Annotated in this window: 21 protein-coding genes and 1 pseudogene; 9 read left to right on the top strand and 13 right to left on the bottom strand. The window is 46.0% G+C overall.

Going from position 1 to position 25,707, the window contains the following annotated elements:
• Positions 1-77 precede the first annotated feature (77 nt).
• The 3 genes from QTO00_RS05480 to QTO00_RS05470 form a co-directional block, all read right to left on the bottom strand.
• A complete protein-coding gene (locus tag QTO00_RS05480) occupies positions 78-644 on the bottom strand; it encodes a hypothetical protein (protein ID WP_331423512.1) in 567 nt (188 codons plus the stop codon).
• Positions 645-863: 219 nt separating this feature from the next.
• Complete coding sequence (locus tag QTO00_RS05475) at positions 864-1,361, bottom strand: response regulator (RefSeq protein WP_331423511.1); 498 nt, start codon at positions 1,359-1,361, stop codon at positions 864-866.
• The gene (locus tag QTO00_RS05470) at positions 1,362-3,311 is read right to left on the bottom strand and encodes an ATP-binding protein (protein WP_331423510.1); all 1,950 of its coding nucleotides are present in this window, start codon (positions 3,309-3,311) and stop codon (positions 1,362-1,364) included.
• A 174-nt stretch (positions 3,312-3,485) separates the two neighbouring features.
• Here QTO00_RS05470 and QTO00_RS05465 point away from each other — a divergent pair, with 174 nt between their 5' ends.
• Together QTO00_RS05465 and serC are read left to right on the top strand one after the other, a co-directional pair.
• The gene (locus QTO00_RS05465; protein WP_331423508.1) at positions 3,486-4,751 is read left to right on the top strand and encodes a DUF945 family protein; all 1,266 of its coding nucleotides are present in this window, start codon (positions 3,486-3,488) and stop codon (positions 4,749-4,751) included.
• Positions 4,752-4,885: 134 nt separating this feature from the next.
• The gene (serC, locus tag QTO00_RS05460; protein WP_331423507.1) at positions 4,886-5,968 is read left to right on the top strand and encodes a 3-phosphoserine/phosphohydroxythreonine transaminase; all 1,083 of its coding nucleotides are present in this window, start codon (positions 4,886-4,888) and stop codon (positions 5,966-5,968) included.
• Between the two features lie 54 nt (positions 5,969-6,022).
• Here serC and QTO00_RS05455 read toward each other — a convergent pair whose 3' ends face one another.
• Positions 6,023-8,311 carry a YgiQ family radical SAM protein gene (locus QTO00_RS05455; protein ID WP_331423505.1) on the bottom strand — a complete coding sequence of 763 codons (2,289 nt, stop codon included), beginning with the start codon at positions 8,309-8,311 and terminating at the stop codon, positions 6,023-6,025.
• A gap of 191 nt (positions 8,312-8,502) precedes the next feature.
• Between QTO00_RS05455 and QTO00_RS05450 the strand changes: the two genes are divergently transcribed.
• The 3 genes from QTO00_RS05450 (at position 8,503) to QTO00_RS05440 (ending at position 11,998) form a co-directional block, all read left to right on the top strand.
• On the top strand, positions 8,503-10,974 hold the full coding sequence (locus QTO00_RS05450) for an EAL domain-containing protein (protein ID WP_331423504.1): 2,472 nt from the start codon (positions 8,503-8,505) through the stop codon (positions 10,972-10,974).
• 56 nt (positions 10,975-11,030) lie between these two features.
• Positions 11,031-11,711 carry a hypothetical protein gene (locus QTO00_RS05445; RefSeq protein WP_331423502.1) on the top strand — a complete coding sequence of 227 codons (681 nt, stop codon included), beginning with the start codon at positions 11,031-11,033 and terminating at the stop codon, positions 11,709-11,711.
• Between the two features lie 86 nt (positions 11,712-11,797).
• Positions 11,798-11,998 (top strand): DUF4250 domain-containing protein, encoded by a 201-nt coding sequence (locus QTO00_RS05440; protein WP_331423500.1) that lies wholly within the window; start codon positions 11,798-11,800, stop codon positions 11,996-11,998.
• A gap of 39 nt (positions 11,999-12,037) precedes the next feature.
• On the opposite strand, the gene metR is transcribed toward QTO00_RS05440, so the two are convergent.
• The gene (metR, locus tag QTO00_RS05435; protein ID WP_331423498.1) at positions 12,038-12,949 is read right to left on the bottom strand and encodes an HTH-type transcriptional regulator MetR; all 912 of its coding nucleotides are present in this window, start codon (positions 12,947-12,949) and stop codon (positions 12,038-12,040) included.
• A gap of 136 nt (positions 12,950-13,085) precedes the next feature.
• Between metR and metE the strand changes: the two genes are divergently transcribed.
• A complete protein-coding gene (gene metE, locus QTO00_RS05430; protein WP_331423496.1) occupies positions 13,086-15,374 on the top strand; it encodes a 5-methyltetrahydropteroyltriglutamate--homocysteine S-methyltransferase in 2,289 nt (762 codons plus the stop codon).
• A 70-nt stretch (positions 15,375-15,444) separates the two neighbouring features.
• Here metE and QTO00_RS05425 read toward each other — a convergent pair whose 3' ends face one another.
• Complete coding sequence (locus tag QTO00_RS05425; RefSeq protein WP_331423494.1) at positions 15,445-15,867, bottom strand: organic hydroperoxide resistance protein; 423 nt, start codon at positions 15,865-15,867, stop codon at positions 15,445-15,447.
• Positions 15,868-15,976: 109 nt separating this feature from the next.
• Between QTO00_RS05425 and QTO00_RS05420 the strand changes: the two genes are divergently transcribed.
• Positions 15,977-16,438: a MarR family winged helix-turn-helix transcriptional regulator gene (locus tag QTO00_RS05420; protein WP_331423493.1), complete on the top strand. Its 462-nt coding sequence runs from the start codon at positions 15,977-15,979 to the stop codon at positions 16,436-16,438.
• A gap of 13 nt (positions 16,439-16,451) precedes the next feature.
• Here QTO00_RS05420 and QTO00_RS05415 read toward each other — a convergent pair whose 3' ends face one another.
• Positions 16,452-16,871, bottom strand: a complete 420-nt coding sequence (locus tag QTO00_RS05415; RefSeq protein ID WP_038207281.1) for a BLUF domain-containing protein — start codon at positions 16,869-16,871, stop codon at positions 16,452-16,454.
• 64 nt (positions 16,872-16,935) lie between these two features.
• On the opposite strand from QTO00_RS05415, the gene QTO00_RS05410 reads away from it, so the two are divergent.
• A complete protein-coding gene (locus QTO00_RS05410; protein ID WP_331423491.1) occupies positions 16,936-17,523 on the top strand; it encodes a GNAT family N-acetyltransferase in 588 nt (195 codons plus the stop codon).
• 12 nt (positions 17,524-17,535) lie between these two features.
• Here QTO00_RS05410 and QTO00_RS05405 read toward each other — a convergent pair whose 3' ends face one another.
• Positions 17,536-18,222: a DNA-3-methyladenine glycosylase I gene (locus QTO00_RS05405; RefSeq protein WP_038207284.1), complete on the bottom strand. Its 687-nt coding sequence runs from the start codon at positions 18,220-18,222 to the stop codon at positions 17,536-17,538.
• Between the two features lie 224 nt (positions 18,223-18,446).
• Between QTO00_RS05405 and QTO00_RS05400 the strand changes: the two genes are divergently transcribed.
• A complete protein-coding gene (locus QTO00_RS05400) occupies positions 18,447-19,133 on the top strand; it encodes a transporter substrate-binding domain-containing protein (protein ID WP_331423488.1) in 687 nt (228 codons plus the stop codon).
• 61 nt (positions 19,134-19,194) lie between these two features.
• Here QTO00_RS05400 and QTO00_RS05395 read toward each other — a convergent pair whose 3' ends face one another.
• The 5 genes and pseudogenes from QTO00_RS05395 to QTO00_RS05375 form a co-directional block, all read right to left on the bottom strand.
• On the bottom strand, positions 19,195-19,794 hold the full coding sequence (locus QTO00_RS05395) for a thiol:disulfide interchange protein DsbA/DsbL (RefSeq protein WP_331423486.1): 600 nt from the start codon (positions 19,792-19,794) through the stop codon (positions 19,195-19,197).
• Between the two features lie 514 nt (positions 19,795-20,308).
• Positions 20,309-20,905 (bottom strand): LysE/ArgO family amino acid transporter, encoded by a 597-nt coding sequence (locus QTO00_RS05390; protein ID WP_331423484.1) that lies wholly within the window; start codon positions 20,903-20,905, stop codon positions 20,309-20,311.
• 32 nt (positions 20,906-20,937) lie between these two features.
• Positions 20,938-21,489: a DinB family protein gene (locus QTO00_RS05385; protein ID WP_331423482.1), complete on the bottom strand. Its 552-nt coding sequence runs from the start codon at positions 21,487-21,489 to the stop codon at positions 20,938-20,940.
• Between the two features lie 204 nt (positions 21,490-21,693).
• Positions 21,694-24,501, bottom strand: coding sequence for an Hsp70 family protein (locus QTO00_RS05380; protein WP_331423480.1), 2,808 nt, complete (start codon positions 24,499-24,501; stop codon positions 21,694-21,696).
• A gap of 48 nt (positions 24,502-24,549) precedes the next feature.
• Positions 24,550-25,707 (bottom strand): annotated as a pseudogene (locus tag QTO00_RS05375) (Hsp70 family protein); the annotation flags it as partial.

The following is a 25,707-nucleotide window of genomic DNA, read 5'->3' as shown; positions in this document are numbered from 1 at the left end:
GCTCTAATGTAAAAGGAATTACATAAAAAAACCGAGGTGTTCAAAACCTCGGTTTTTATTTGCTTCTAATTTAGTTATTAAAACTTGAATCGTGTCGTTAACATGACTTGGTCGCCATAGAAATCGTTAATGCGTGCTTCTGCACCAAGAGAAAATAACTCAGTCGAATGGAAACGCGCGTACGCAGAACCAGCCCACTCTTTCTTGTTATCGATAGAAATGTAGGCACCTTTACCACCCACTTCTAGTTGTGGACCAAGCCATTGGCGAATACCAAGGTTAAGTTCCATACCCGTATCTGAGCCACCGTCTAAGCCGAAACGTTTCTCATTGCCGGTATCTACCAAGCGGAATAACATTTCACCTGTGAAATCTGCCCAGTTATTAATTGGAGCGTGGAAGCCAAAACCTGCCGCCGCGTCGTAGTCGCCTTCGAACTCAGAATCGATACGACCGATTACATGTGCATTTGGGTGAATAGACTTACTCATTGCTGCACCGAACGTCACTGGACTAGCACCAATTCGAGCTTCTAGGTAGTCGTAGTTAAAGTTGCTCATTACCGAAAGGCTGTTTGGATCGGTTTGAGCCAGTGATTGACCAGATGCAAGCACTAAAGCTGCAGCTAAGATTGTTTTACGCATAAGGACGATAAACCTATATCTTGTTAATTTCCATGGTCTTTAGCGACATAAGCGCCATGACAGTAATTACGACATGATAATGCATCCTAGCAACAGCCACTATAAAAATGTCATTGCTTTGTCGTTATTTGTAGTATTAAGCAATTCACATGCCACATAAATGCTTTAAGTGGTGCTTTTTTAAACAGTATTCCTTTTAATACAGAGCCTTAAATGACTTTATTCGCCGAAGCTGATTCGATTCTTAGCAATAGCGTCGAACACGCGTTCGGTTTCTAACGTCGAAGCCCATGGCATTAAATCCGGCTCATTTTCAATCATAAAGGTCGTTAGCTGATTCTTGATCACTTCCCGTAACTCATCACCTTGCCAAGGCTTAGCAATGTAAAAGTCTAAGCTAGAGTGATTAACGGCTTCGACCGTATCTTCAAGCCCAGCTTGCCCTGTCAATAGTAGCTTTCTGGTCGGTTGAGTTTGTTGATCTTCATTCAACTCGATCAAAAATTGAATGCCGGTTTGCTCAGGCATAATGTGGTCACAAAGAATAAGTGCCAATTTTACGTCCTCTTGATGGGACTCTTTGATTAGCGTCTTTGCCTCTTGCACAGATTCCGCAGCTTCGAGAATAAAATGCTCTTCAAAGCAGTAAAGGTCTTGCATTACACTGTCTAACACTTCCCGTTCATCGTCGACACATAAAATAAGATATTTATTCATTTAGGGCTCCTTGGCGACATTAGGCTTTTGACTAAACGGCAGCCAAACCGACATTTTAGTAAATTGATTGATAATAGACTCGACTTCGATACGGCCACCGTGCTGGTGGACAATTTGTTGACACACAGAAAGGCCAATACCTAGACCAAAATTGCCTTCCTTTTTGGTGGTAAAGTTGAGGGTGAACATCTGCTGTTGGGTCTCTTCGGGTATTCCTGCACCATTATCAGTAAACGAGACGACGACCCAATCAGTGTTATTCTGTTGAACGTGTTTGGTTTCGACGATGAGCTCTCCTTTATCCGGGAAGGCATCAATAGCGTTAGATACTAGATTGGTCCAGACTTGTTGCAGGGCGATCGGTTGGCACTGAATGTTAGGAATATCGTGGTATATTCGCTCGACCTTATGGAACTTTAGACGACTCTCAAAGATTACAAGTGTATCTTCTATACCCTCATGAATATTGATAAGGTGGAATTTCTCGTCGTCAGTTCTTGCGTAGCCTTTTAGGCTTTTCACCATATCAGCGATCCTGCCAGCGCAAACGTTAATAGAGCGCAATGTGGTTCCCGCGAGGTGGTAATCTTCGAGTCGCTCTAGCTTATGCAGAGTAAATTCAGGCTTAGTCTGAGCTTGGCTAATCCAATCGCTATCTCTCTCTAAGCCCAATTTAACTAACTTCTTGGCTAAGCGTCGGTCATTGACTTGCTCTAAAAGTTGTTTGGTCAGTTCACGCTCGCTTGCTGTAGAGCGAGGCCTTTGCGTCAATCCTTCTTGAAGTACACTAATTCCTGCTAGCCCTACCTCTTCGATGGAGCGATTATCGACAAGGTGCTGAATTCTATTGGTTAGGGTTTCTGTTCCTCTGAGTATCGCGGCAATTGGGTTATTCAGCTCGTGAGCAACGCCAGCAACCAACTGGCCAAGCATTGCCATCTTTTCACTTTCAATCAGTTGTTGGTGCGCAGTTTCCAGAGACTCTAGTGTTTTTTGCAGCTCTAGCTTGGTATTGATACTGCGCTGTAAGCGTCGATTGAAGTGACGCAGAAGCAGATTAGTGAAGAGTGGCAATAGAGTCATGTTGGAGTGCATGACCTTAGAAAATACTTCACGGTCTAGCTTGATGACTTCAGTTTTAGACAGTGTAACCGCCGTTGAAAAAGAGGGTTCGCCGGTGACAAAAGACATACCGCCAACAATATTTCCCTGACTATGTCGTACAACTTCACGCTGCATGCCAATATCGTCTTTTTTATACAGTGCGACTTCACCCTTGGTGATAAACCACAGGAACTGGTTCTCTTCACCTTCAATGGTCAATAGATGATCGGGAGAATATGTTCTACACGCGCGACTCTCATCTTCTTGGGCAAAGAAATCAAGTAGTGCCGAGGAGACTTGTTCAGCCAGCTCTTGGTCTGACAGGCTATGATGATCGGTAATAAATCCTTCACGGTAACTTCGCATTTTCTGCTCAATGTGGCTGCGAAGAAGTCTGTGCTGATCGAGTACCTGGCTGTAGGAGAGTAAGTTCTCTTTATCGTTTTTGAGGATAAATGTCGTCAGCTCTTTTTGCGCGGTCTTGTGCACTAAACTGTCTTGTAGAGGTTTAGTGAGACAGTAGTCGAGTCGACCATCATTGACTGCCGATAAAATGGCTTGAATATCTTGTCCACAACTGATTAGCACTTTGCGCGCGCTTTGAGTATGAGCGTTTTTATCGAGTTGAATTAAAAAGTTTGCGCCATCAAAATTTTCATGATGACTGGCGATGACTAACGCAACGGTTTGATTCTGCTCAAGGCAATACTCTAACGCCGCATGAGCATCTTCAAGGGTATCAGCAGTATGGAGATCGAACTTAGCGGAAAATACACTAAGTTCTTTTCTTAACTGTTCAATACTGACTGGGTTGTTATCTAAACAAAGTACAGAAAATGGATTCACGGCTAGGCTACAATTTAAACACAGACATATTTCACTTTACCAAGGATACGCATTGCGTATTGAGAGCTAAGTAAGAGATTTTTTGTTTGTTTTTTCTGGAAAGCCAATACTCTGATTTAACTCAAGGTTTTTTGGTGTAGACTTAATGAAATCACTAAACAAGACGTAATTATCATGGATCTAAGAAAAATAGGCGCCATAGGTGGTGCTATCTCGCTTGCATTGTGTTGGCCGTTAGCGGTGGGACAAATTGGACAGAGTGTGATTCAAGATGGAGTTGCTCACCTTTCAAATGATTCTGTCAAAGCAGAGATACTTGAATACGACCGTGGTTACTTATCTTCTACGGTTAAAACTCGTTATATCGTCCATGACCCGGTACTTGCCGAGCAATTAGCGCAAGATGGCATGCCTTCGGAACTGACAGTGAACAGCCATATTACCCATGGCCTGATTAGCCTTAGTGCGGAGTCGGTATTGGATGATGCACCTGATCTGCCTTTGCGTCTAGATACCGTTACTCAACTCAACGGCAATACGGACTATGTGCTGAGCCTAGCAAGCTGGAATCAGGTTACTGAAGGCGAGGGCGGAGCAATTGTCTCGGTTTCTCCATCTGAGATTAAAGGTCACATTAGTGTCCTTGGTGATATTACCTATGATTTGGATATTCCATCGATAGAGGTTGACTTTAACTCTGGTGAAAAGATGCTGTTGTCTGGCTTAACAGGGCAGGGTGATGGTAGGAAAATGAACAGTTTTTGGATTGGTAAGCAGACATTCAATCTAGCCGAAGCGTCAGTATTTGATATCGACCAATCGCCGCTGTTTGCTCTACAGCAGAGCAAATATACCTTTGCTAGCTCCTACGATGAAGCAGCCAAAACAGTGAGTAGCCAGCATGTTGTTGATTTAAATAACTTAGTCATGGATGAGGGCGATGTAGAAAGTGTCTCGATTGACCTTTCATTTGGTGACTTAGACAGCGTAGCATTTGAGCATTTGATGAATCTTTATCAAAACAACCCAATGCCAACTCAAGCAGATATCGAAGCTGCGATCCCATATGTAGAAAGTCTGTTTTCTAAAGGCTTCTACTTTGCAATGAACAAGTTGGCGGTAAAACTGGGCAATGACAGTGAGTTTGAATCTAAGTGGAAAATCACAGTACCGCAAGGAACGGATAATGTGACGCAGAACCCTGCACGAATACTCCCTGCATTGACGGGTAATCTCGATACCACCTTCTCTGATGGCCTAGTGGTTCAATATCCTTTTATTAAGCAAGGCGTAGATGATGCAATGCAGATGGAGTGGCTAACTCACTCTGAGCAAGGCTATCATATTCAGGCTGAACTAAAGGAAGGAAATTTAGTGTTTGAGAACGGACAGCAGATCCCTCTAATGGCGCTACTTTGGCCCGCTTTAATGCAGCCTTAATTGAATAAATTGCATAATTTACCTACGTTAACGCGAAAAGAGGTCTTAAGACCTCTTTTCTTGCTTTTTATCATCGATAAAACATGGTATTAATCGAACAATATCTAAATCAAGAATGCGCAAGGAAAGAGTAGATGAGCAAGGTTTATAACTTTAGTGCAGGTCCTGCGGGGCTACCTAAAGCTGTCATGGAAAAGGCACAACAAGAATTCATTGATTGGAATGGTTTAGGCACTTCCGTTATGGAAATTAGCCACCGTAGTAAAGAGTTCATTAAAGTTGCCGAAGAGGCTGAGCAAGAGCTGCGTGAGCTGCTTGATATCCCAGACAACTACAAAGTGCTGTTTTGCCAAGGTGGAGCGCGAGCTCAGTTTGCTGCCGTACCTTTGAATCTTCTTGGCTCATCGAAAAAGGCGACCTATGTTGACGCAGGTTACTGGGCTGAGAGCGCGGTAAAAGAAGCCGCTAAGTATTGTGAAGTGGATGTGTTTGGCGCTAAAACTGAACTAGACGGCAAGCTAGCGGTTAAGCCTGCGAGTGAATGGAAGATAGACGCAGACGCAGCTTATGTTCACTTCTGCCCTAACGAGACTATCGATGGTATTGAGATCAGCGACCTGCCTGTCACCGACAAACCTATCGTTGCTGATATGTCATCTAACATATTGTCACGCCAAATTGACGTTTCTAAATATGGCGTTATCTACGCAGGTGCTCAGAAAAATATCGGTCCGGCTGGCCTGTGCATCGCGATCGTGCGAGATGACTTGTTAGAGTTGGCAAGCGAACTTGTGCCTAGCTTTATTAATTACAAGGTATTGGCAGAGAAAGATTCGATGTTCAATACACCGCCAACCTTTGCTTGGTACCTGTCTGGCCTGGTCTTTAAATGGCTTAAAGAGCAAGGCGGCGTGTCTGAAATGGAAAAGATCAACCAAGAGAAGGCGCAGCTGCTGTATAACCAGATCGATGGTTCAGACTTCTACGTCAATAACGTCCATCTAGACAACCGCTCACGCATGAACGTGCCGTTCCAGTTGGTTAAACCGGAGTTAGATGGCTTGTTCTTAGAGCAAGCTGAGAAGCGTGGTTTAGTCGCATTGAAAGGTCATCGCGCTGTCGGTGGTATGCGCGCCTCTATCTATAACGCGGTTACTCTTGAAGGTGTTCAAGCGTTAGTTGACTTCATGCAAGAGTTTGAAGCTCAGAACGCATAACAGATACGTTTTAAAACTAGGCCCAGCGCAACTGCTGGGCCTTTTTATATGTGTCTAGCGACGTTTAGGTTTACGTCCTGTCGCCGGCTTTCCAGAGTGGTTGGAAGATGGTTTACCATTGCGGTTGCCAGAAGCTTTGCCTGCCGGTTTTCCGCCACGAGCGGCTTGGCCACCCTTATTACCACTTCCGTTTTTACCTTTGCCTTTATTGTCCCCGTGCATCTTTTCAAAGCCAGGTTGGCTCTTAGTGTGCTTAGTCGCGAAACGTTGTGAGCCGTGGCGTCCTGATTTACGGCGCTGTGCCGGAGTTTTTGCATCGACATCTTCTGCAGGTACAAGGCAGCTTGGCTTGTCACCAATCAAGTGCTTTTTACCCATGTTGATTAACGCTTCACGGATCAGTGGCCAGTTAGCTGGATCGTGATAACGAAGTAGGGCTTTGTGCAGTCTACGTTGACGTTCACCTTTAGCCACAGGGACTTCTTCACGCTTTTTGTATTTTACTCGTTTAAGCGGATTAGTCTCTGAGTAATACATAGAGGTTGCATTACACATTGGCGAAGGGTAGAAGTTTTGTACTTGGTCACACTCAAAATTGTTTTTCTTCAACCAAAGCGCCAAGTTCAGCATGTCTTCGTCTTCTGTACCCGGGTGGGCAGAGATAAAGTACGGAATGAGATACTGCTTTTTACCTGCTTCAGCGCTGTACTTCTCGAACATCTCTTTGAAGCGGTCATAGGTACCCATTCCCGGTTTCATCATAAGATCGAGAGGACCTTTTTCTGTATGTTCAGGAGCGATTTTTAGGTAGCCACCTACGTGGTGTGTGACCAACTCTTTAACGTATTCAGGGGACTCAATAGCAAGGTCATATCGAACACCAGAAGCGATCATTACCTTCTTAACACCTTTAACCTTACGAGCTTCACGGTAGAGGTCGATGGTGTGCTTGTGGTCGGTATTGAGCTTGTTACAGATCCCTGGGAAGACACAAGACGGGCGTCGACAGTTTGCCTCAGCTTTCGGATCGCTACAGCCGAGACGATACATGTTAGCCGTTGGACCACCAAGGTCGGAGATTGTACCTGTGAAGCCCGGAACTTTATCGCGGATCTCTTCTAGCTCGGTCAGAATCGACTCTTTTGAACGGTTCTGAATAATGCGTCCTTCATGCTCAGTAATCGAACAGAACGAACAACCACCAAAACATCCACGCATGATGTTTACTGAGGTTTTAATCATGTCGTAAGCTGGAATTTTCGCCTTACCATACATTGGGTGTGGCACGCGCGCGTACGGTAGACCAAACACATAGTCCATCTCTTCTGTAGAAAGAGGGATTGGCGCTTGGTTAACCCACAGTTCTCGGTCGCCGTGGCGCTGAATCAAGGCACGGCCAGAATATGGGTTGGTTTCCAAGTGCATAATTCGACTCGCGTGCGCGTAGAGAATGCGGTCGTTATTTAGCTTCTCGAATGGCGGAATACGCACTGCGGTTGTAGCCGCGTCATGGCGCGAAGGGCGAATAGTAATCGGCTTCGCTTCCGGTTCTTCGGTCTTGGCTTTGGTCTCACACTGCTCTTCAACGACGTAAGGGTTTGGCGGAATGAATGCCTCTTTACGTGGTTTTTCAATGCGAGAAGAATCAATAAGGTTAAAACCTTCTGGTGCGGCAGGTAGGTTAACAGCGGTACCACGAATGTTAGTCAGTGTAGATATGTCTTCCCCATCGGCTAAGCGGTGAGCGACTTCTACCAGAGCACGCTCTGCGTTACCAAACAGTAAGATGTCGGCTTTGGCATCAAAGAGCACTGAGCGACGCACTTTATCTGACCAGTAGTCGTAGTGTGCAAGGCGGCGTAAGCTTGCTTCAATGCCGCCCAATACAATAGGGATACCTTTGTAGGCTTCACGGCAACGTTGAGAGTAGACTAAGGTTGCGCGGTCTGGACGCTTGCCACCTTCGTTATTCGGTGTGTAGGCGTCATCATGGCGCAGCTTTCGATCTGCAGTATAACGGTTAATCATCGAGTCCATGTTACCTGCCGTGATGCCAAAGAACAGGTTAGGTCTGCCTAGTTTGGTAAACGCTTCTTTATTGTTCCACTCAGGCTGAGCGATGATACCAACGCGAAAGCCTTGCGCTTCAAGTAGGCGGCCAATGATCGCCATACCAAAACTCGGGTGATCCACATACGCGTCACCAGTGACAATAATAATGTCGCAACTATCCCATCCTAAGGCGTCCATTTCCTTTCGGTTTGTCGGTAAAAATGGTGCAGTACCAAAGCATTCCGCCCAATACTTTTTATGCTCATGAATAGGAGTGATGTTGCTGTACATATTTTGTTCTCTGAATCAGGGAGCGCGAATTATAACGGCTTGGACGATGACTATCTACCTCATTATGTTTGGGACTATTGTTTGCGAGTTAGATTTACTCCTCAGCCAATGATTGGCTAATAATAATTCTGTCACTTAGAGAATAATGTTCTAACTTTAGTATTAGGGTTAACTAAACTAAAGAGTGGCGAATGTATCGAGAGCTAGGTTCTGTATCCCAGTCATCTACCATCGGCGAGCATGGTGGAGGCTCGTTGGATTGGGTATGGGACTTAGACAAGCATCAACTGACCATAGATGAAGACCAATGCTGTCAGATCTTGAATTCCGAACTCCCGACGTTATCAGGCAATGTGCTTTTGCCCTGTATGGGCTACCACGATCAGGCAAAGTTGTTGGCGCAACTCGTTGATGCGACTAAGTTAAGAACAGAGCAACGTTTTTGTTGCTGCTTGCAACTGAGTGATGACCAGTGCTGTTACGTTGAACTGCTGTTTAAAGCTGAAAGCAACAGTAAAGTAAAGGGTGTATTGACCCCGTTGCTGTTTCTTCATGCCACAACTTCAACGCTGAGCGCTCTGTTCGAGCAGTTGTTCAATAACCCTCACCATGGGGTGGTACTGGCCGATAGCAATTACACCATTCTTGCCTGTAATGATTACTTCCTCACTCACAGTCACTACAACAACCAGCAGTTGGTTGGTCAGCAGATGGCTGTGCTTAATTCTGATAAACACAGCTCGGGCTTCTATCAAAAAATCTGGCATCAAGTCGAAGAACAAGGAAGTTGGTCAGGCATAGTGCTGATTCAGAGTGCTCAAGGTAAAACCTACCCACAAGATTTGACCCTGCAGCAGATTAATTTGGTTGAAGGCACTTTTTATGTTGGGGTTTACCTCGACCTGTCGAATAACTTGTATCGCATAGCGGACGTTGAGCGAGGCGGAGTGGATTTACTCACTCAATTGCCAACAGAGAAGCAGTTTACCCGCGCGATAACAAACCAGTGGATGGACACCGCAGAACCTAATATCAGCATGGTGGTGGCATTTCACCCAAGCTTTGCTCAGGTGGATGACTTTGAACTGAAATCTATGCTCTCTGAACACCTTAACAAAAACAAAGTTGCTAAATATGTTGGTTATTTAGGAAGCAACCATTTCGTCGCATGTTTAGAGTGTGACAAGGTGACTGGTCCTTCACAAATTCGCATGATTCACCAAACCATTCGGCGCTTTTTCGCCACTCTCAACCAAACTGCAGGCAAAACGTTACACAACGCTATTATCAGTGGCCGTGTTGGTGTGTCTGTGTTGGGACACGATACTCATACGCCGAAGAAGTTGGTTTCCCATGCGGTGCAAGCCATGTTGGAGCAAACAAGCAGCCAGCGTGGGCAGATTACTTTCTATCATGGCGCACTGCATAAAGAGGTTTTAAGACGTAAAGAGCTGGAAGAGTGGGCGGAGCGCTTGATTAAGTCTCAAGCGGTCGAGGTGTATTATCAGCCAATAGTGGATGTAAAAAATTGGGATATTGTTAAGTTCGAAGCCCTCAGCCGTTTTAAAGGCCCGAATGGCAAGATGCTTAACACTCAAGAGATGGTGATGATCGCTGAAGACCTCGATCTGGTTTCTGACCTCGATTGGTGTGTGGGCAAAAAAGCACTTGAAGACCTTGATGTTATCAATGCGAGGTTTGGTAAAGGGTTAGGTGTAACCATCAATCGCTCGCTCAATACCAAGCTTGAGGTTGATGAGGTGCTACAAAGTGCGGATTCATTGGTACATCAATACGCGTCCAATCCAAATGCGGTGACGATTGAGCTAACGGAAAGTGCCTATTTTGATAGCGAGTCGCGTCAGTCGAGTTTAGTGCGTAATATTCGCCGTCGAGGTGTCACCGTGGCCATCGATGACTTTGGTACGGGCTACAGTTCGTTCGCTTATTTGAGTGATTGTAACTTTGATATTTTGAAGATAGACCGCGAGTTCGTTAAAGATTTGCAAGAGGGCTCGCACAAGTATTACATAGTCAAAATGATCACTCAGCTCGCCCATACCTTGAATGTGAAAGTAGTCGCGGAGGGTGTGGAAACTCGTAATGAGCTAGAGGTGGTGTGTAGCTTAGGCGTCGATTATATCCAAGGTTACTATTTCTCTAAGCCATTGCCACTGAGTGAGCTTGAAAACGCTTGGGGTTATTACGAAAAACTCGATAGTTTCTTGTCCAGTGCAGGGCACGCACGTCAGGTTGGAGTTCTGAGTATCTCTCAACTGCATATTCCCACATTGTCGCCAGATGATACGCTCGAACAGGCGCGAGCCATTTTAGATTCGGACCAGTACCGTTTGGACGTTATCCCAATTATTGATAAAAACGTCTGCATTGGCGTGGTAGGTCGCGAAGAACTCAATTTCCACCTCTCATCTACTTTGGGGACCAAGCTAGAAACCAGTAGAGACCTTAACTTAATACGTAAACGGCTCAATCAAGTGATGCGTACGAATGTCTATTCGCTCTCTTTCAATACTAAGTTGACGCAAGTTGGTGAGATCATCAAGTCCGGTATCAAGTTGCCTTGGCTGGTGGTCAACGATGCAGGCGAGTATCTCGGCGTCGTCACTAATCAGGACATTTTGGAACACTTCGCCAATAGCTAAAACTGTTCAATCTGCTATTATCCGCAGCTTATCGAAAATAAATCTTTGAAGAGACTATGGTTCAGCAATTACTAGCCGTGTTTGCGCCTATGCTATTGGGTGCTCAGCTTATTCTTACTCTAATTTTAGTCAAAGGGGATATCTGTCCTGGTCAAAGAGGGCGTATTCATAAGGTATTGCCGTCTCTTGCTATCTTATGGTTAGCCGTGGCTTCTTTGCGTATTGAAGCCATGATGATCGTGTTTTCTCTTGCCTATTTTTACACTCAAGTACAAACCAAGAAAACGCGCGAGAAAGGGCCAATATGGGTGATGTATTTAGCCAACGGTCTTGCGTTGTCATACGTTGCGATTGAGATTGTCGCCCAAGCTTCGTTGGCTTCGGGTTTAAATGTTTTGGTTCAGGTTGCACTGTTAGGCGCGTTGCTCGCTCATCTGCTTCTCACTGTAGCTCGAACGCGTTTACAGGCCTTCCACCGCATTTTGCCTGTTTCTGGTGTTGTGTCAGCAATGCTGATAAGCCTAGCGATCCTGCTTAAAACCTTTGGTTTAGATAGTGAAGCGCAAACTGCCGTGACGGCTCCTTTGCTCGTCGGTTTTGGTGTCATGATTGCTTCTGTACTGATGTGGTGTTTGCATTTGCTGAGGTCTAAAGAGGTTAACAAAGGACAGCTCGCTTGTGCCTTAGCTTTAATGCTGCTTGCAACTTCATCGAATCAGGCACTGTTCGCTCTGTAAACGAGGAAAAGATTTAGACTTAGCTCACTGTTCAGCCGCTATTTTATGACTACGCTTTAAGGAGCGAAGGCGTAAAGGAGGCAGTAATGGATCTGAGTAATGTTGGAAGCTTTGACAGTATAATTTTATTGGGTATCGTCAATGAAAAGCTGCGTTTAGAGTGTGACTCGTTTGAAGAGTTAGCATCTATGTATGAAATGGATGTTGAATCCGTGGTGGGTAAACTCGATGTGCTTGGCTATCAATACGATCCCTTAACTAACCAATTTAAGTCTTACGACAGATAGAGATAAGAGGTGCGCAGGCACCTCTCTTTGATCTATGACCTATACCGTTTTAATCCCATCTAAATGACTTTTCGATTGCGTTCTCGCTGTGGTAAAGAACGCTTGCAGGTAACGCTTAGACTTGTCGGTATTTCGCGTCGCTGCAAACAGGCGTCGCCATAACCCTTCACCCAAAGGAATGCTGGTGATCAATCCTTGGCGAGAAAACTCACTGATCGCCCAGTTGGGCAAAGCGGCAACACCTAGTCCCGCCGAAACCATCTGGATCAGCATCAAGGTATTGTCTGCCTGTTTCCACTTTACTGGTTCGATGCCAGCCGGTTGCAGAAAGTGTTTGACTACATCAAGGCGATTTTTCTGCACAGGGTATGAGAGCATGGTTTGATCGGCTAGGTCCTCGGGCTCAATGCTCGTTTTATTGGCCAACGGATGAGTGATCGAGGTGACTAAGCGCATTTCAAAATCAAACAGGGGTTCATAATGCACTTCTGAGCGAGGCTGAATGTCTGATGTGATCACCAAGTCCAGCTCGCCGGCCATCAGTGCTGGTAGTGGCTCGAATCCAAAGCCGGATGAAAAGTCCAGCGTTACGCTTGGCCAAGCGACTTGGTACTCTTTTAATGCTGGCATTAGCCACTGAAAACATGAATGGCACTCTATCGCCATGTGCAGTCGGCCGTTTACGTCTTCCTTTAAGTTGGCGACTTCATTTTCAGCCCTTGCGATCTTGGGTAAAACTTCATCCGCCAGATTCAATAGGATTTCACCTTCTGAAGTGAACTTAACCGGGCGTGTCTTGCGCAGAAACAGCTGGCCTCCGATCCGAGCTTCGAGATCTTTAATCTGGTGTGATAACGCAGATTGAGTGAGGTGCAGGGTCGTCGCCGTTGCTGTAAGCGAGCCAGTGTCACGCAACGTGAGTAATGTTCTCAGGTGTTTAAGTTCGATCATTAGTTTGCCTCAGGTAGTGCGTAAATAGCATGAATAATATTAACCTAACCTGTTTTTAAAGCGGTGTAAACATCTAGACGTCTAAACAAGCTTTTCCGTCTGTTGATCAATTCATTGATAGTTGATGTGAGGGAACATGAAATTTACTAATACGCATATACTAGGTTACCCTCGCATTGGTGAAAAACGTGAGCTGAAATTTGCGCTAGAGAAGTACTGGCGTGGTGAGATTGATCAGGCTGAGCTTAAAAATCTTGGCTCAACGTTAAGAGAAAATAACTGGAAAACCCAAGCCGATGCGGGTCTAGCACTTGTTACCGCCGGTGATTTTGCTTGGTACGACCATGTTCTCACGACAACTTTGTTGCTAGGCCATGTGCCAAAGCGTCATCGCGATGGCTTCCCGGATTTAGATACGCTATTTAAAGTTGGTCGCGGTCAGTCTCAGGCAAATTGTGAGTGTAGCGGCAATGCTGCTTCAGACATGACCAAATGGTTCAACACTAACTACCATTATATTGTTCCAGAATTTAGCAAAGACGATACGTTTGAGGTGAGTTGGCCACAGCTATTTGATGAAGTGAATCAAGCGATTAAAGGTGGCCACAAGGTAAAACCTGTTCTACTAGGGCCTTTGAGCTACCTCTACTTAGGTAAAGAAGTTGAAGAAGGATTTGATCGTCTGTCGCTACTACCACGGGTTTTGACAGCATATCAAGCTATCTTGGCTAAGCTATCAAAGCTGGGTGTGGAATGGGTGCAAATTGATGAGCCTATTTTATCTCTTGAACTGGAAAAACCGTGGCTGGATTCGTTTAAGCTAGCTTATCAAGTGATTCGCAGCGATATAAAGGTTCTGTTAACCACTTACTTTGACTCAGTGAGCGATACGCTAGATAAAATCGTTGAGCTGCAAGTAGACGGTCTACACGTTGACCTATCCGCGTCACCACAGCAACTCGAACACGTTGTATCAAAACTACCAGAGGAGTGGGTGCTTTCTGCTGGTGTGGTCAATGGCCGCAATGTTTGGCGAGCCGATCTCAGTGCACAACTTGCCTTGTTACAACCAGTGAAAGATAAGCTTGGAGACAGACTCTGGGTTGCCAGTTCCTGTTCGCTACTGCACAGTCCAGTCAACTTAGAGCTAGAAACAACCCTTAGCGAAGAAGTACGTGATTGGTTTGCATTTGCGAAACAGAAGGTGAGGGAGGTTGCTCTACTTGGTCAGGCTCTAGACGGAAGCCAAGAAGCGATTCTCGCCTGTGATACGTATAGCGCGCCAATTCAAGCACGTAAAACGGATATCAAAGTCAACAAGCCGCAAGTCCAGCAACGCTTGAATAGCATTACCAAGCAACTCGCAGAGCGAAGCGCCCCTTATGCCGAGCGCGCCGCGCATCAGAGCGAGGTCTTAGGTTTACCACTGTTCCCGACCACGACTATAGGCTCGTTTCCGCAGACGAGTGAAATTCGTGTTCAGCGCAGCGCTTATCGTGCAGGTAAGCTATCGGATGCAGAATATCAACAAGCGCTGAAGGGCCATATTGCCGATGCAGTAAAGCGCCAAGAAGCGTTAGATCTCGACGTGCTAGTACATGGCGAAGCGGAACGAAATGACATGGTAGAGTATTTTGCCGAGCACTTAGCTGGTTTCCAAACGACCAAATTTGGTTGGGTGCAAAGCTATGGTTCCCGTTGCGTTAAACCCGCGATAGTGGTTGCTGATATAGAGCGCGAAAAACCGATTACTGTTGAGTGGTCTACTTACGCGCAATCGTTGACCGAAAAACAGATGAAGGGCATGTTGACCGGGCCGGTAACGATCTTATGTTGGACATTCCCACGCGAAGACATCAGTCGCAAGCAGATTGCCGATCAACTAGCTCTTGCATTGCGTGATGAAGTGTCAGACCTTCAGGCGGCAGGGATCAACATTATCCAAATTGACGAACCAGCAATTCGTGAAGGTTTACCACTTAAGAAATGCGATCATCAAGAGTATCTAGATTGGGCCGTCAACGCATTTAAGATATCCGCGGCCAGTGCCAAACCTGAAACACAAATTCACACGCACATGTGCTACTCAGAGTTTAATGAGATTATTGAATCTGTCGCTGCATTGGATGCTGATGTAATTACTATTGAGACTTCACGCTCAAACATGGAGCTACTCAAAGCATTTGAAGACTTTAACTACCCGAATGAAATTGGCCCTGGTGTGTATGATATTCACTCGCCAAATATTCCAACCAAAGCGTGGATTGAGGGCTTACTCAAAAAGGCAGCGGAAAAGATTCCTGCTGAGAGACTTTGGGTGAATCCCGATTGCGGATTGAAAACACGTAATTGGCAAGAGACTGAAGCTTCACTCGCCAACATGGTATTGGCGGCGAAAGAGCTTCGTAATAGCTACCAAGCATAACGTTTAAGTGAGACAAAAATGCCGGCAATAGAGTCGGCATTTTTGTTTTATAAAGGCAGTGGGCGAGGGATTAAATCGCTTCACCATTGACGGTAACTTGAACGTCGATGTTGCCGCGTACCGCATTTGAATACGGACAAACTTGGTGAGCCACTTTAACCAGCTCAAGCGCTTGTTGTTGAGGCAGTGCGAGTGATGCGGCTAAGCTGACTGTTAATGCGAAACCACCTTGTTCGTTAGGACCAATACCAACTTCTGCTGTTACTGGCGCTTCTTTTAGAGCAACGTTTCCTTCGCGAGCCACGTGCAAAATTGCGTTAGAGAAACATGCCGAGTAGCCAGCCGCAAACAGCTGCTCAGGGTTAGTTGCCGCGCCAGAGCCACCCATCTCTTTTGGATATGAAAGCTCTAAGTCCAGTAGACCATCATCTGTTTTAACTTGACCGTTTCGACCTGCTAATGCTGTTGCTTGAGTTTTGTATAGAGTCGTCATGTTATTACCTTCAATTTAGATTGTGTGCAATTTAATTGCTTGCAATATTAGATCGAAACTAAGATGCTTTGCAAGTATATTGTGCGCAATTTATTTTTTAGGTGATGAGATGAAAGTTTGCCAAACAGACAACCAAGCAATGGGTGAAGAGAGTTTGATGCTCGACAATCAAGTTTGCTTTCCTCTTTACAGCGCGGCGAATGCTGTTATTCGAACTTATCGGCCTTTGCTTGATAAGTTAGAGCTAACCTACTCACAGTATTTAGTGATGATGGTGCTGTGGGAGAATGATGGTATCAGCGTGAAGGACATTGGGTCACGGTTGCACCTTGACTCTGGAACTTTAACGCCACTACTAAAGCGACTAGAAGGCAAAGGATTTGTGCTGCGTGAGCGAAGCGAAGTGGACGAGCGAGTGAGAGTCCTAAAGCTGACCCAAGAAGGTATCAGCTTAAAGCAAACGGCCATGCAAGTTCCTGCGGAAATGAAATGCAAAATCCAGCTCGAGTTAGATGAGCTGCTAGAGTTGAAACGATTGTGTGAAAAAGTCATCAAAACAATAGACGCATAGTAGCCTCATTAAGCTAAACCGTAGGCAAAGCATCCTTGAGCTCCAACATAAGGCGATAGGCACTTTCACCCGACATTTCATGCGGGTTGAACTCGCTACCACCTGAATACCTAAGGTTTATAGGGGCGGTAAGGCTCGTTGAAGGAATGTACCCCATCGACCAGTTGCTAAATTCACGAGCACTAATCTCGCGGTAATCTAACATGATGATATCGGTATGACGTTTGTCGTTCAAAATTCGTTGGTAGATGAGGTTTACGTGAGTTCGTGAACCTTCTAAGCATTGAAGAAAGAAGTGACGATCAAAACAGAGCAATCCCGTCACGTTCATGCGTTGGTTACTCTCTTTTGCAGCGTGCACTATGCTCTCGACGGTATCTAGATTAAATCCATCAGAGATTTTGCTCGCATAGATTAGTCGTGTTAGAAACATACAGATTCCTTTCCATACTATGTGCGATCAGATTACTATTATCACTACTAAACATAGTGCATATATGGATATTAACAACGCCAACATTGGAGGTAGGGCAGTGCTAGAAACCGAGAGACTTCGTCTAAGGCAGTGGAAAGATTCAGATATTGAGCCTTACTGCCAAATTAACGCCAATCCGCAGGTTATGCGGTACTTCCCATCAGTATTAACGCCGGAAGAAAGTACTGCTCAAGCGGGCAGAGGTCGTAGCTATATTGAAAAACATGGCTGGGGATTTTGGGCGGTAGAGCTTAAAGAGAAAGGAGAGTTTATCGGCTTTGTTGGTCTACTTGGCCAAGATAAAGAGAGTGGCTTACCCAATGCTCCGTTTGTTGAGATTGGCTGGCGACTTGATTCCAAGCATTGGGGTAAAGGGTTAGCTCCTGAAGCCGCTACTAAAGCGCTAGAATTTGCGTTTGAACAACTGAACTTAGAGCGTGTGTATTCGTTTACTGCTCTGTCGAATACACCTTCACAACGGGTAATGGAAAAAATAGGTATGACCAACACGGGCCAAGACTTTGACCATCCCAAATTGCCCAAAGGTCACGCACTAGAACGCCACTGCCTTTATGAAATTACCAGAGAGCAGTGGCAGTCTGTGCGTTGATACATTGTGTGGCTAAACGCGGTTGTCGCCTGTACTGAACGCGATGGTTTGGCTGATTTCAGTCAGTGAGCGACCGCTCTGTTGCTGCCAGTGAGTAAATGCCTGATTGGCAGCGAGTAGAGAGCGTTTGGTATCTCTACCACCTTCGATGATTTTACAGGCGCGTAGGTAGCTTTCAACATCACCAGAGAGGATAAAGGTATCAACGCCCATTTGGCGCAAGCTATACGGACCTGTGTTCCCTCCAAGGCGATTACCGTGCTTTTTCAGATAGCCCCACAGCGAAGTGATGTCCTCGCTTGGCCAGTTGGCAACCATATTTGAGAATGAACCATGTTCGAGTGATACTTCATGTAACATCTGTGCGTTGGCGTGAATAGATTTCACTTTGGCATGGTGGCGAATGATACGGGTATCGCTCGCTTTGTTGTCCCACTGTTCATCGGAAAGCATCAATAACGGCTCGACCTTGAAACCAAAGAACACCTCTTCAAAGTTAGGCCACTTATTACGAACCACCTTCCACGATATACCACTTTGAAAGACCTTCATGCTAAACGCTGACAACCACCTATCGTTTGGAATCTGCTTGAGTTGATCGATAGTTAGCGGCTTAGACAGCAATGATTCGAGAGCATCAGTCCCGCCCTTACGATCAGCGGCGCGTTGGTAGATATCATTGAAATTTTCTAGTGCCAAGATGGTCTCTCCGTTTTTGTTTCTTTTCGTATGGCAAACCCATATTAGCTTGCTGCTGCGCTCTTGTCTTTACTGAGGTGTGTTGCTGAGTACTATGAACCGGATTATGCATGAGGTTGTCATTAATGATAGTTGTGCCACTAAATGGTTAATTTGTTGATTAATTGGAGAACTTCCTGAGATGAGCCTATATTAAAAGAACTTACTTTTTATAGGCTGATTTCATGGCAGGACGACATTTGTATCGCGCTCTATTGATTTGTTTATGCGCCAGTGTGAGTTACGCACATGCTCAGTATGAGATGCACTTCTTTTGTCCGGATTTTCCCCCATATACCACCATAGACAGTGATGGCAATCAGAGTGGAATTGGACTAGATAGAATGAAGCCGATATTAGAAGTACTTGGAGTCGACTATTCGATTAGTATTGGCTCCAATCATGGACGGGCGTTAGCTGAGTTAAAGAACGGCCGCTCTGACGGGTTCTTTATGGCGTCACGTAATGATGAGCGGGACAAATATGCGGTTTTTTCCGAGTCAATTATGACCAATCGCTGGGTTTGGGTACGATTAGCGGGTAGTGGGGCGGAGCTGTTGTCAGTCGCTCAACCGGGAGAAAAGGTTGCTAGCCTTTTGAATGCGAATACTAATCGTTGGTTGATGAAATCTGGTTATGATCCTGCCCATCCCGCTGAAAACATTCGACAGCTCGTTGGGATGTTAGATAGCCAACAAGTGAGTGCGGTATTGGTCGCAGAAGAAGTTTTCAAAGCGGCTTACCCTAATGACACCAGATACCAGATAACTCTCCAAGTCGAAAAAGAGTTTGGTGTGTACATTTCGAAGACATTTCTAGAAAGTCATCCCCAGTTTATGGATGAGCTTAACGCGGCGATACGCGGCCAATAACGGTGACCAAATAGAAAGCCAGAGCAATATGCTCTGGCTTTTTATTGTCGCTCACTCGCACTTAGAGCGTCAGAAGGTAGTTAACCAACTGGTTGTACTCTTCTGGTGAGCGAATCTTATCGGCTTTAACAATGTACTTATTGTTCACCACAACACCCGGAACACCGGTTAGCGTACTTTTAGCGAACTGCTTGTCGAAGCTGCGCTGCATAGAGTTGACGACAAAACTGTTGTAAGTCGCATCAAATTTGGCGCCATCGATTCCGTTATCAATGAAAATTTGGCGTAGCTCTTGTTCATCTCTTGGCGCTCGGCGCAAGTCATGGATTTGCTTGAACATTGCCGGAACCAAGGTTTTTTCTGCGTCTAGCGAAACCATGGTGGCGTAAGACTTAGCCATTGGCACCGCCATACTTCCACCCATAAAAGCAACGTGTACCTTTTCGAACTTCGCATTGTCTGGAAGCGAGTTTTTTAAGTTGTCTACGATTGGCTCAAATTGGTAGCAGTGAGGGCAGTAGAAAGAGAAAAACTCAGTGACTTTAGGTGTCGTTGACTTCTCGGCGTCTAGTACCGTGTAGTGGGTACCTTCAGTGAATTGCGCTGCATGTGCAGCTACGGAAAATAGTAAGAATGACAAAAGAGTGAATAGCTTTTTCATTGCTGAATCCTATAAAAATCTTATTTAACAAATAGCGCTAAGCTCTCAACACAACCACTGTGTTAAGAGGACAAGTTACAAATAAGAGTTAAGCGATAGGAGGGCGATACAAAGTACGCGCACGCGCGATAGCTTTGCCAATCTCATCTATGTTTAAAGGTGCCAAAGTTGGCAAGGAAACGAAGGGTGTCGATATTGATTGCGAGTTGGTTAACTTAAGTAGGCAGCTAGAGCCACAACAGGAGTGTCCAGAAGCTTGGCTATACTCTTCTATCTTTAAGCACTTGATAGGATTTAACTGATAGTGGTTTTCGCTACTGATTATCTTAGGTGAGATAGACTCAAACAGTTGCTCACTAGCATGCACGCTGACCGCCGTACTACAGAGTATTAGCAGGCAAGCAAACGTAAATGCAGAAAGAATTGAGCGACTAAATAACAACTGAGCAATCCATAATTGATAGAAGAGACAGCTTAGCGGAAATTACATGATTATGGAACCGCAAACTTTTATTTACCACACCAGTGATAAAGCGATGAGCAACATGATAGTTCCAACTAAAAACTCGAGCACTTTCCATGCTTTAGGTTGACTGAATAGCGGGGCTAATAGTCTAGCGCCATATCCGAGCGAAAAGAAAAAAACAAAAGAAGCACAGATTGCACCGTAGGCGAATAGCGACTGTTGCGGCTGATATTGGGTAGAGATAGATCCAAGCAACACCACGGTGTCGAGATAGACATGTGGATTAAGCCAGGTGAACGCTAAACAGATTGATATTGATTTGAGTAACGAGGTATCGCTTGCTTGACTAGCTCCCATCCCATGATGGGCAGTAAACGCGGATTTGAAACTGAGTAAGGCATACACTGTGAGGAAAATAGCGCCGCCAAATCGAGCAATGGTTTCTATATGCGGATACTGATTAACGATGGCGCCAAAGCCTGCGACGCCGAAACTAATGAGTATCGCATCAGAGAGCGCGCAAACCGCACAAATTATGAACACGTGTTGGTTCTTAAGCCCTTGCTTCAAGACAAACGCGTTCTGCGAACCGATGGCGAGAATTAGCGATAGCCCTAGGGAAAAACCGGCGAAGAAAGCTGACATCATCACTCCGTTATTTTCGAATCAAAGTCGCGCTATTGGCTTAGGGCTTTTGAACCTTCGGGCACAATTATAGGCAAGTCTGTGCAACCAAAATCCACGCCCAGTTGGGCCAGAATCGCCGTAAGTTGCCCGCGATGATGAGTTTGATGGTTAAAGATATGCTGACAGAACTCGCCAACATTACGCTTCATTTCATTACCTTCAGTTGTAATGTAAGTCACTTGTTGTTGACACATTTCATCCGTGAAGGTTTTGGTCATATCAACGTAGATTTGATCGACGGTTGTGCGCAGGATTTTTAGCTGATCTAGCGTGGTAACAAAGGTGTCGTGAATGCGTTTCGCAGTAGGTAACTTGTTGCGTTGATTATTGCTTAAGTAATAGATCTCATTCGCGACCAAGCGCTGTAGCATGATCAGATCGCCAAATAGGATGTGGTTCCAGTGGGCCATCACGGTTGGGAAAAATGAATGAGTCTGTTGGTTGAGTTGTTCGATGCTGAGCTCTTCACAAACCTCTAAAAGTTGTGCATTCATGCGCTGGTTGTATAGAGCCAGCATTCTGTAGCTTGAAGATAAATCCATTTGTCTTTCTCTTGCTATTTTAGAAAGCTAAATCCTTAAGCTTTCTGTGTTTTTAGTCTCTGGTGTTTGCTGGGTAAGGCTGAATCCCAATCAGACTAGTGGAAAATTCCAGTCAAAGCGATCATCGTTGACAGCAATCTGTCTGTGATGATGACAAATGAGACTTTGCGACATAAATATCGCTTTCACCGGAGTGTTACTACTTTATTGAGTGACTAAGGTTAAACCACTTGGCAGAGCATCACCAAATACACGTTTAGACTCGCTTTCAGACAGCTCTTTTACCTCTTTAACCAAGCTTACCCATGATTCAGGAACTTTGCTCTGTTTGAGTTTAGCTAGTACTTGGTTTCTATAGTTATCAGAGATATCAAACAAGCGATCGCCTGTCTTACGACAGATCATCACAGCAGCAAAGGCGATCATTGGTTCTTTTTGCCAATTCTGTTCCAGTAGCTTAGGTAGCCACTGTTCAGCTTGTTCACGAGGAATCACGCTGTGTTGGCTGCCGTATAGCGGAGTACGAGAGGCAAGCCTGCCTAGAGCCCACCAATGAGCTTGTTCAAACTGGTTATGGTTGATGGCTTTGCTTAAACACCAAGAAGCGAGTAGAACCTTGTCTTCCACTTCAAGATGTTCGAGTGACGCTGCAAGCCGCACCATAGACTCATAACCCATATCTTGCGCAGTTTTTGCCGATTGAGGGTTCTTCATCGCGCCCGGATGGAGGTACTTGGCGATGTCAGCCAAAATGTTCTCTTGCTGCTCTTGGCTCAATCCACCAGCGATGCGACGCCAGAATACCCACCAGTCTGTCCAACCTTGGTGGTTTTTAAACTGAATCCCTTGTTGGTAGAGTCCCCAAACTTGCTCAATGCGCCATGAATCGGTGGCGTCACCAAACCCAGGACGGAGCGAGAACCCTGCTAGGCGCAGCCAGTTCTTCTCGTGTGGCTCTGAGCGACGACGACGTTTACGTCCTAGTGCAAAGGCATCAAACAGTTGGCGCAGGGTGGTGAAGTCCCACTCGTCGCGCTTACCCAGTTTGCGTTCTAGCTCTTTAGCCAGAGTCTTGATCTCTTTTGAATCTGCACTCTTCTTGTTGCCGCTATAGATGCGAGAAATCAGCTCTTTACATTCTGGTAGGCGAGGGTGCAGGTTGTGTTCAATCTGCTCGTCCGCTTGTTGGTTACGGACTTCAAACTCCAGCTCCCAACGCTTATTGTCATCCTTAACATGGACACACTCCATTTTCAGGGTGCCGACTTCGGTTAACTGGCAAGCGAGCTGAACTTCTACGCGCTCTTTTTGGTTGGCCTGTAGCTCTACACCTTCACCTTCTAAAGTCGAAATATACGGCGGCAAAGGCGCGAACAAATCTGGGTCAATGTCCACCATGATGCCATTTTGAATCGCAGTATTGTTGGACAACGTATCGTGGGTTGTGGTCAGCAGGTTAAAACGAACCGGCTCGCCTAGTGTCAATGAGAACCGGCGACCGCTCAGCCTGATTTCGTGACCCTCTTCGGTGCCTTTCGACAGTAGACATAGCGCCTTACCAATTTTGTTTTTCTCTTGCAGGTGGAGGAAATAAGAGCGAGCAGCACCGCCACCAATTTTTAGTTGTGCGCCGCGGCGAGCTTTGTTAAACGCAACCGCGCCTAGTGCAACCGACCAATCTGGGTGAGGGTTATCGAGCACTGTTACATTGTCACCACGCCAGTTGCCAAGTAACTGTGTTACGCGTTCGGTGACAAGTTCACTATTAAATACACCACCGTTGAGCAGTAAAGCAACGGGAATCGCAGGTTTGTTGGTGTCTTGTTGATTCAGGGCAGCCATTGAGACCTGTTGATGCTGGCTTAAGAACTCAGCAACATGTTTACTCACCGCAGGATCGGCCACATAAGGCAAGCCGAATTCAACCACGGCACTGCGTCTTTTATCTGGAGTGTCGCTGAATTCTGAAAGCGGGAAGAAACCGTCGAGCGCAATTTGATGCACTTCCTGTTTAGAAAGGCCAATACTCTTCGTGCCGCCAAGCAGTTTAGAACCACTACCGAGCATAGTGATTTTTACTTCTTCGGGCGCATTGGCTGAGAGTAAGTTCTCTTTGGCTTTACGGGTTTGCTGAATTAGTTTGGTAAAACTGGCTGCGTTGAGCTTTTTATTCTGATTAAATCGTTGCTCTGCAAGGTGAGCCAAGGCGAGGTCGAGGTTGTCACCACCTAACATCAAGTGTTCACCAACACCAATGCGGTCAAGTGCTAGCTCACCTTGGTCGAATTTAGCTTCAATCAAGCTTAAATCGGTTGTACCACCACCAACGTCACAGACTAAGATCAGTGGTAAATCTTTAAGCTCGTCAGCAGCACTTTGCTGGTGGCGTGCATACCAGTCGTAGCAGACAGCTTGAGGCTCTTCGAGCAGGACAATCTTGTTTAAGCCGGCAAGTTGCGCCGCTTCAAGTGTCAGTTTGCGAGCAGTTTCGTCAAATGAGGCCGGAACCGTGACTACCACATTTTGGTCTTCGAGCTTATTGCTTGGGTTACGGTAGTTCCATGCAAGACGAATGTGGTTGAGGTAGCTCGCGCTGGCAATCACAGGGGAGACTTTATCAACATCTGTTGCACCTGCCCAAGGCAGAATATCTGAGCTACGGTCTACCGCTTGATGTGAGAGCCAGCTTTTGGCACTGGAGACCTGACGACCTTCGACTTTAGCGCCAAGCTCGCGAGCCCATTCGCCAACAATCACTTGGCTGATATCACCGGACACGGGCGCGTTGTCCCATGGCAGTGTTAAATCTGAGGGTGACACTTGCCCCGCCGCAGGATGGTAGCGGAAAGAGGGCAGCAGCGGCTTACGAACCACTTCGCCAGGGCCAATTAGCTGGTCTATTTCAAATAGGGAGACGGCAGAGTTTTGTAGGTCATCGGTAATCTCACAGAATGCGACAACCGTGTTGGTTGTACCTAAATCAATACCGACTAAGAATCGAGGAGATGCCATAGGTCACCTTAAACGTAAAACAACGGCACCCAAAGGTGCCGTAGATGGTTATGCTTGTTGTGAGTTTGAGCTTACATCCTCTCGGACATCAAACTCGACATGCCATTTCTGACCATTGTCTGCTGCAATGGCTTCTAAATAGAGAGTGCCTAACTCAGTCACACGTGAAGCTAGGGTGACAGGAACAACTTCGCCTTCGCGTCGTCCTTCAGAAACTGGCAGCGTCACTTGAATTTCAGGTAGCTCTTCTAGTTCTTGAGGTGCCCAGTGGTCTAAGTGCGTACCTGCTAGATCGTCACGGCGCACCGTTGAACCGAAGAATTGGAAGTTAACGGGTTGGCCGATGACCAAACCAAATTGCTGACTTGGTACATCAACACTCGAACCCTCTTCCATACCAAATGGAGCAACACAAAGTGCTTCCATTGGAGGAGCCATACCTGGGATTGCTGGCATGGCACTTTCAATTCCGACATAGTAGCTAGAGGCGATACCACCGCGGATACGAACGCCTTGACCACGACGAACACTACCGTAGTAGGATGCGCCACTTGCAACGGCAAGATCTAAGTCAACGCTAGTTAAGCGCTTTGCCATCTCGTTATCAGCATCAATCAACCACTGGTTGATTGTCTCTTCAAGGCGATGCGCAAGCAGTGTTGATTTCAGTACCCCACCATTGAATAGGATAGCGGTTGGCTTAATAAAGTCATTTACTTGCGTAGACTCGCCACCCGGCATGCCTGGCATGTTAGCGAATGGGTTGAAATCTTGTGTCGGTGCTTCATCGGCGCCAGAAAGTGCGTTGGCTTGCTTGGTCAAAAAGGCTGCGATGTGACGTGTGATACCCGCATCTTGCGCGTAAGGTAAGCCCATTTGGGTCAGTGCACCACGATTACGCTGTACAGGGTGCTCGCTTACCGCAACTTTCGGGAAGAATCCATCAACAAGAGTTTGTTGAACTTCTTGCTGCGTCAGTTCCGTTTTCAGTGTTGAGCCAAGCAGCTTAGAACCACGGCTAGGCACCACAATTGGCACTGATTGAAGTTCGCTATCGTTGAGTAGCGCTTCTTTTGCATCACGGCAAGCATGAGTCATTGCTTGAACTTGCCATGGTTGAAGCTCTTTACCCTCTTGAGCCAGTTTCATCTTCAGGCGGTAGGCAAGAGCTAAATCCATGTTGTCACCGCCAAGCAAGATATGCTC

This window comes from Vibrio sp. M260118 (genome assembly GCF_036533755.1).
Lineage (GTDB): Bacteria > Pseudomonadota > Gammaproteobacteria > Enterobacterales > Vibrionaceae > Vibrio.
This window is presented reverse-complemented; position numbering and strand designations above follow the sequence as displayed.

Coding starts and splice junctions, on each gene's coding strand:
- QTO00_RS05385 (WP_331423482.1), bottom strand. CDS start 21,489: ATGGATTTATCTTCAAGCTACAGAATGCTGGCTCTATACAACCAGCGC.
- metR (WP_331423498.1), bottom strand. CDS start 12,949: ATGATCGAACTTAAACACCTGAGAACATTACTCACGTTGCGTGACACT.
- QTO00_RS05380 (WP_331423480.1), bottom strand. CDS start 24,501: ATGGCATCTCCTCGATTCTTAGTCGGTATTGATTTAGGTACAACCAAC.
- QTO00_RS05415 (WP_038207281.1), bottom strand. CDS start 16,871: ATGTTTCTAACACGACTAATCTATGCGAGCAAAATCTCTGATGGATTT.
- QTO00_RS05410 (WP_331423491.1), top strand. CDS start 16,936: ATGGATATTAACAACGCCAACATTGGAGGTAGGGCAGTGCTAGAAACC.
- QTO00_RS05465 (WP_331423508.1), top strand. CDS start 3,486: ATGGATCTAAGAAAAATAGGCGCCATAGGTGGTGCTATCTCGCTTGCA.
- QTO00_RS05420 (WP_331423493.1), top strand. CDS start 15,977: ATGAAAGTTTGCCAAACAGACAACCAAGCAATGGGTGAAGAGAGTTTG.
- QTO00_RS05440 (WP_331423500.1), top strand. CDS start 11,798: ATGGATCTGAGTAATGTTGGAAGCTTTGACAGTATAATTTTATTGGGT.
- QTO00_RS05475 (WP_331423511.1), bottom strand. CDS start 1,361: ATGAATAAATATCTTATTTTATGTGTCGACGATGAACGGGAAGTGTTA.
- QTO00_RS05445 (WP_331423502.1), top strand. CDS start 11,031: ATGGTTCAGCAATTACTAGCCGTGTTTGCGCCTATGCTATTGGGTGCT.
- QTO00_RS05390 (WP_331423484.1), bottom strand. CDS start 20,905: ATGTCAGCTTTCTTCGCCGGTTTTTCCCTAGGGCTATCGCTAATTCTC.
- QTO00_RS05455 (WP_331423505.1), bottom strand. CDS start 8,311: ATGTACAGCAACATCACTCCTATTCATGAGCATAAAAAGTATTGGGCG.
- serC (WP_331423507.1), top strand. CDS start 4,886: ATGAGCAAGGTTTATAACTTTAGTGCAGGTCCTGCGGGGCTACCTAAA.
- metE (WP_331423496.1), top strand. CDS start 13,086: ATGAAATTTACTAATACGCATATACTAGGTTACCCTCGCATTGGTGAA.
- QTO00_RS05480 (WP_331423512.1), bottom strand. CDS start 644: ATGCGTAAAACAATCTTAGCTGCAGCTTTAGTGCTTGCATCTGGTCAA.
- QTO00_RS05425 (WP_331423494.1), bottom strand. CDS start 15,867: ATGACGACTCTATACAAAACTCAAGCAACAGCATTAGCAGGTCGAAAC.
- QTO00_RS05400 (WP_331423488.1), top strand. CDS start 18,447: ATGGCAGGACGACATTTGTATCGCGCTCTATTGATTTGTTTATGCGCC.
- QTO00_RS05450 (WP_331423504.1), top strand. CDS start 8,503: ATGTATCGAGAGCTAGGTTCTGTATCCCAGTCATCTACCATCGGCGAG.
- QTO00_RS05395 (WP_331423486.1), bottom strand. CDS start 19,794: ATGAAAAAGCTATTCACTCTTTTGTCATTCTTACTATTTTCCGTAGCT.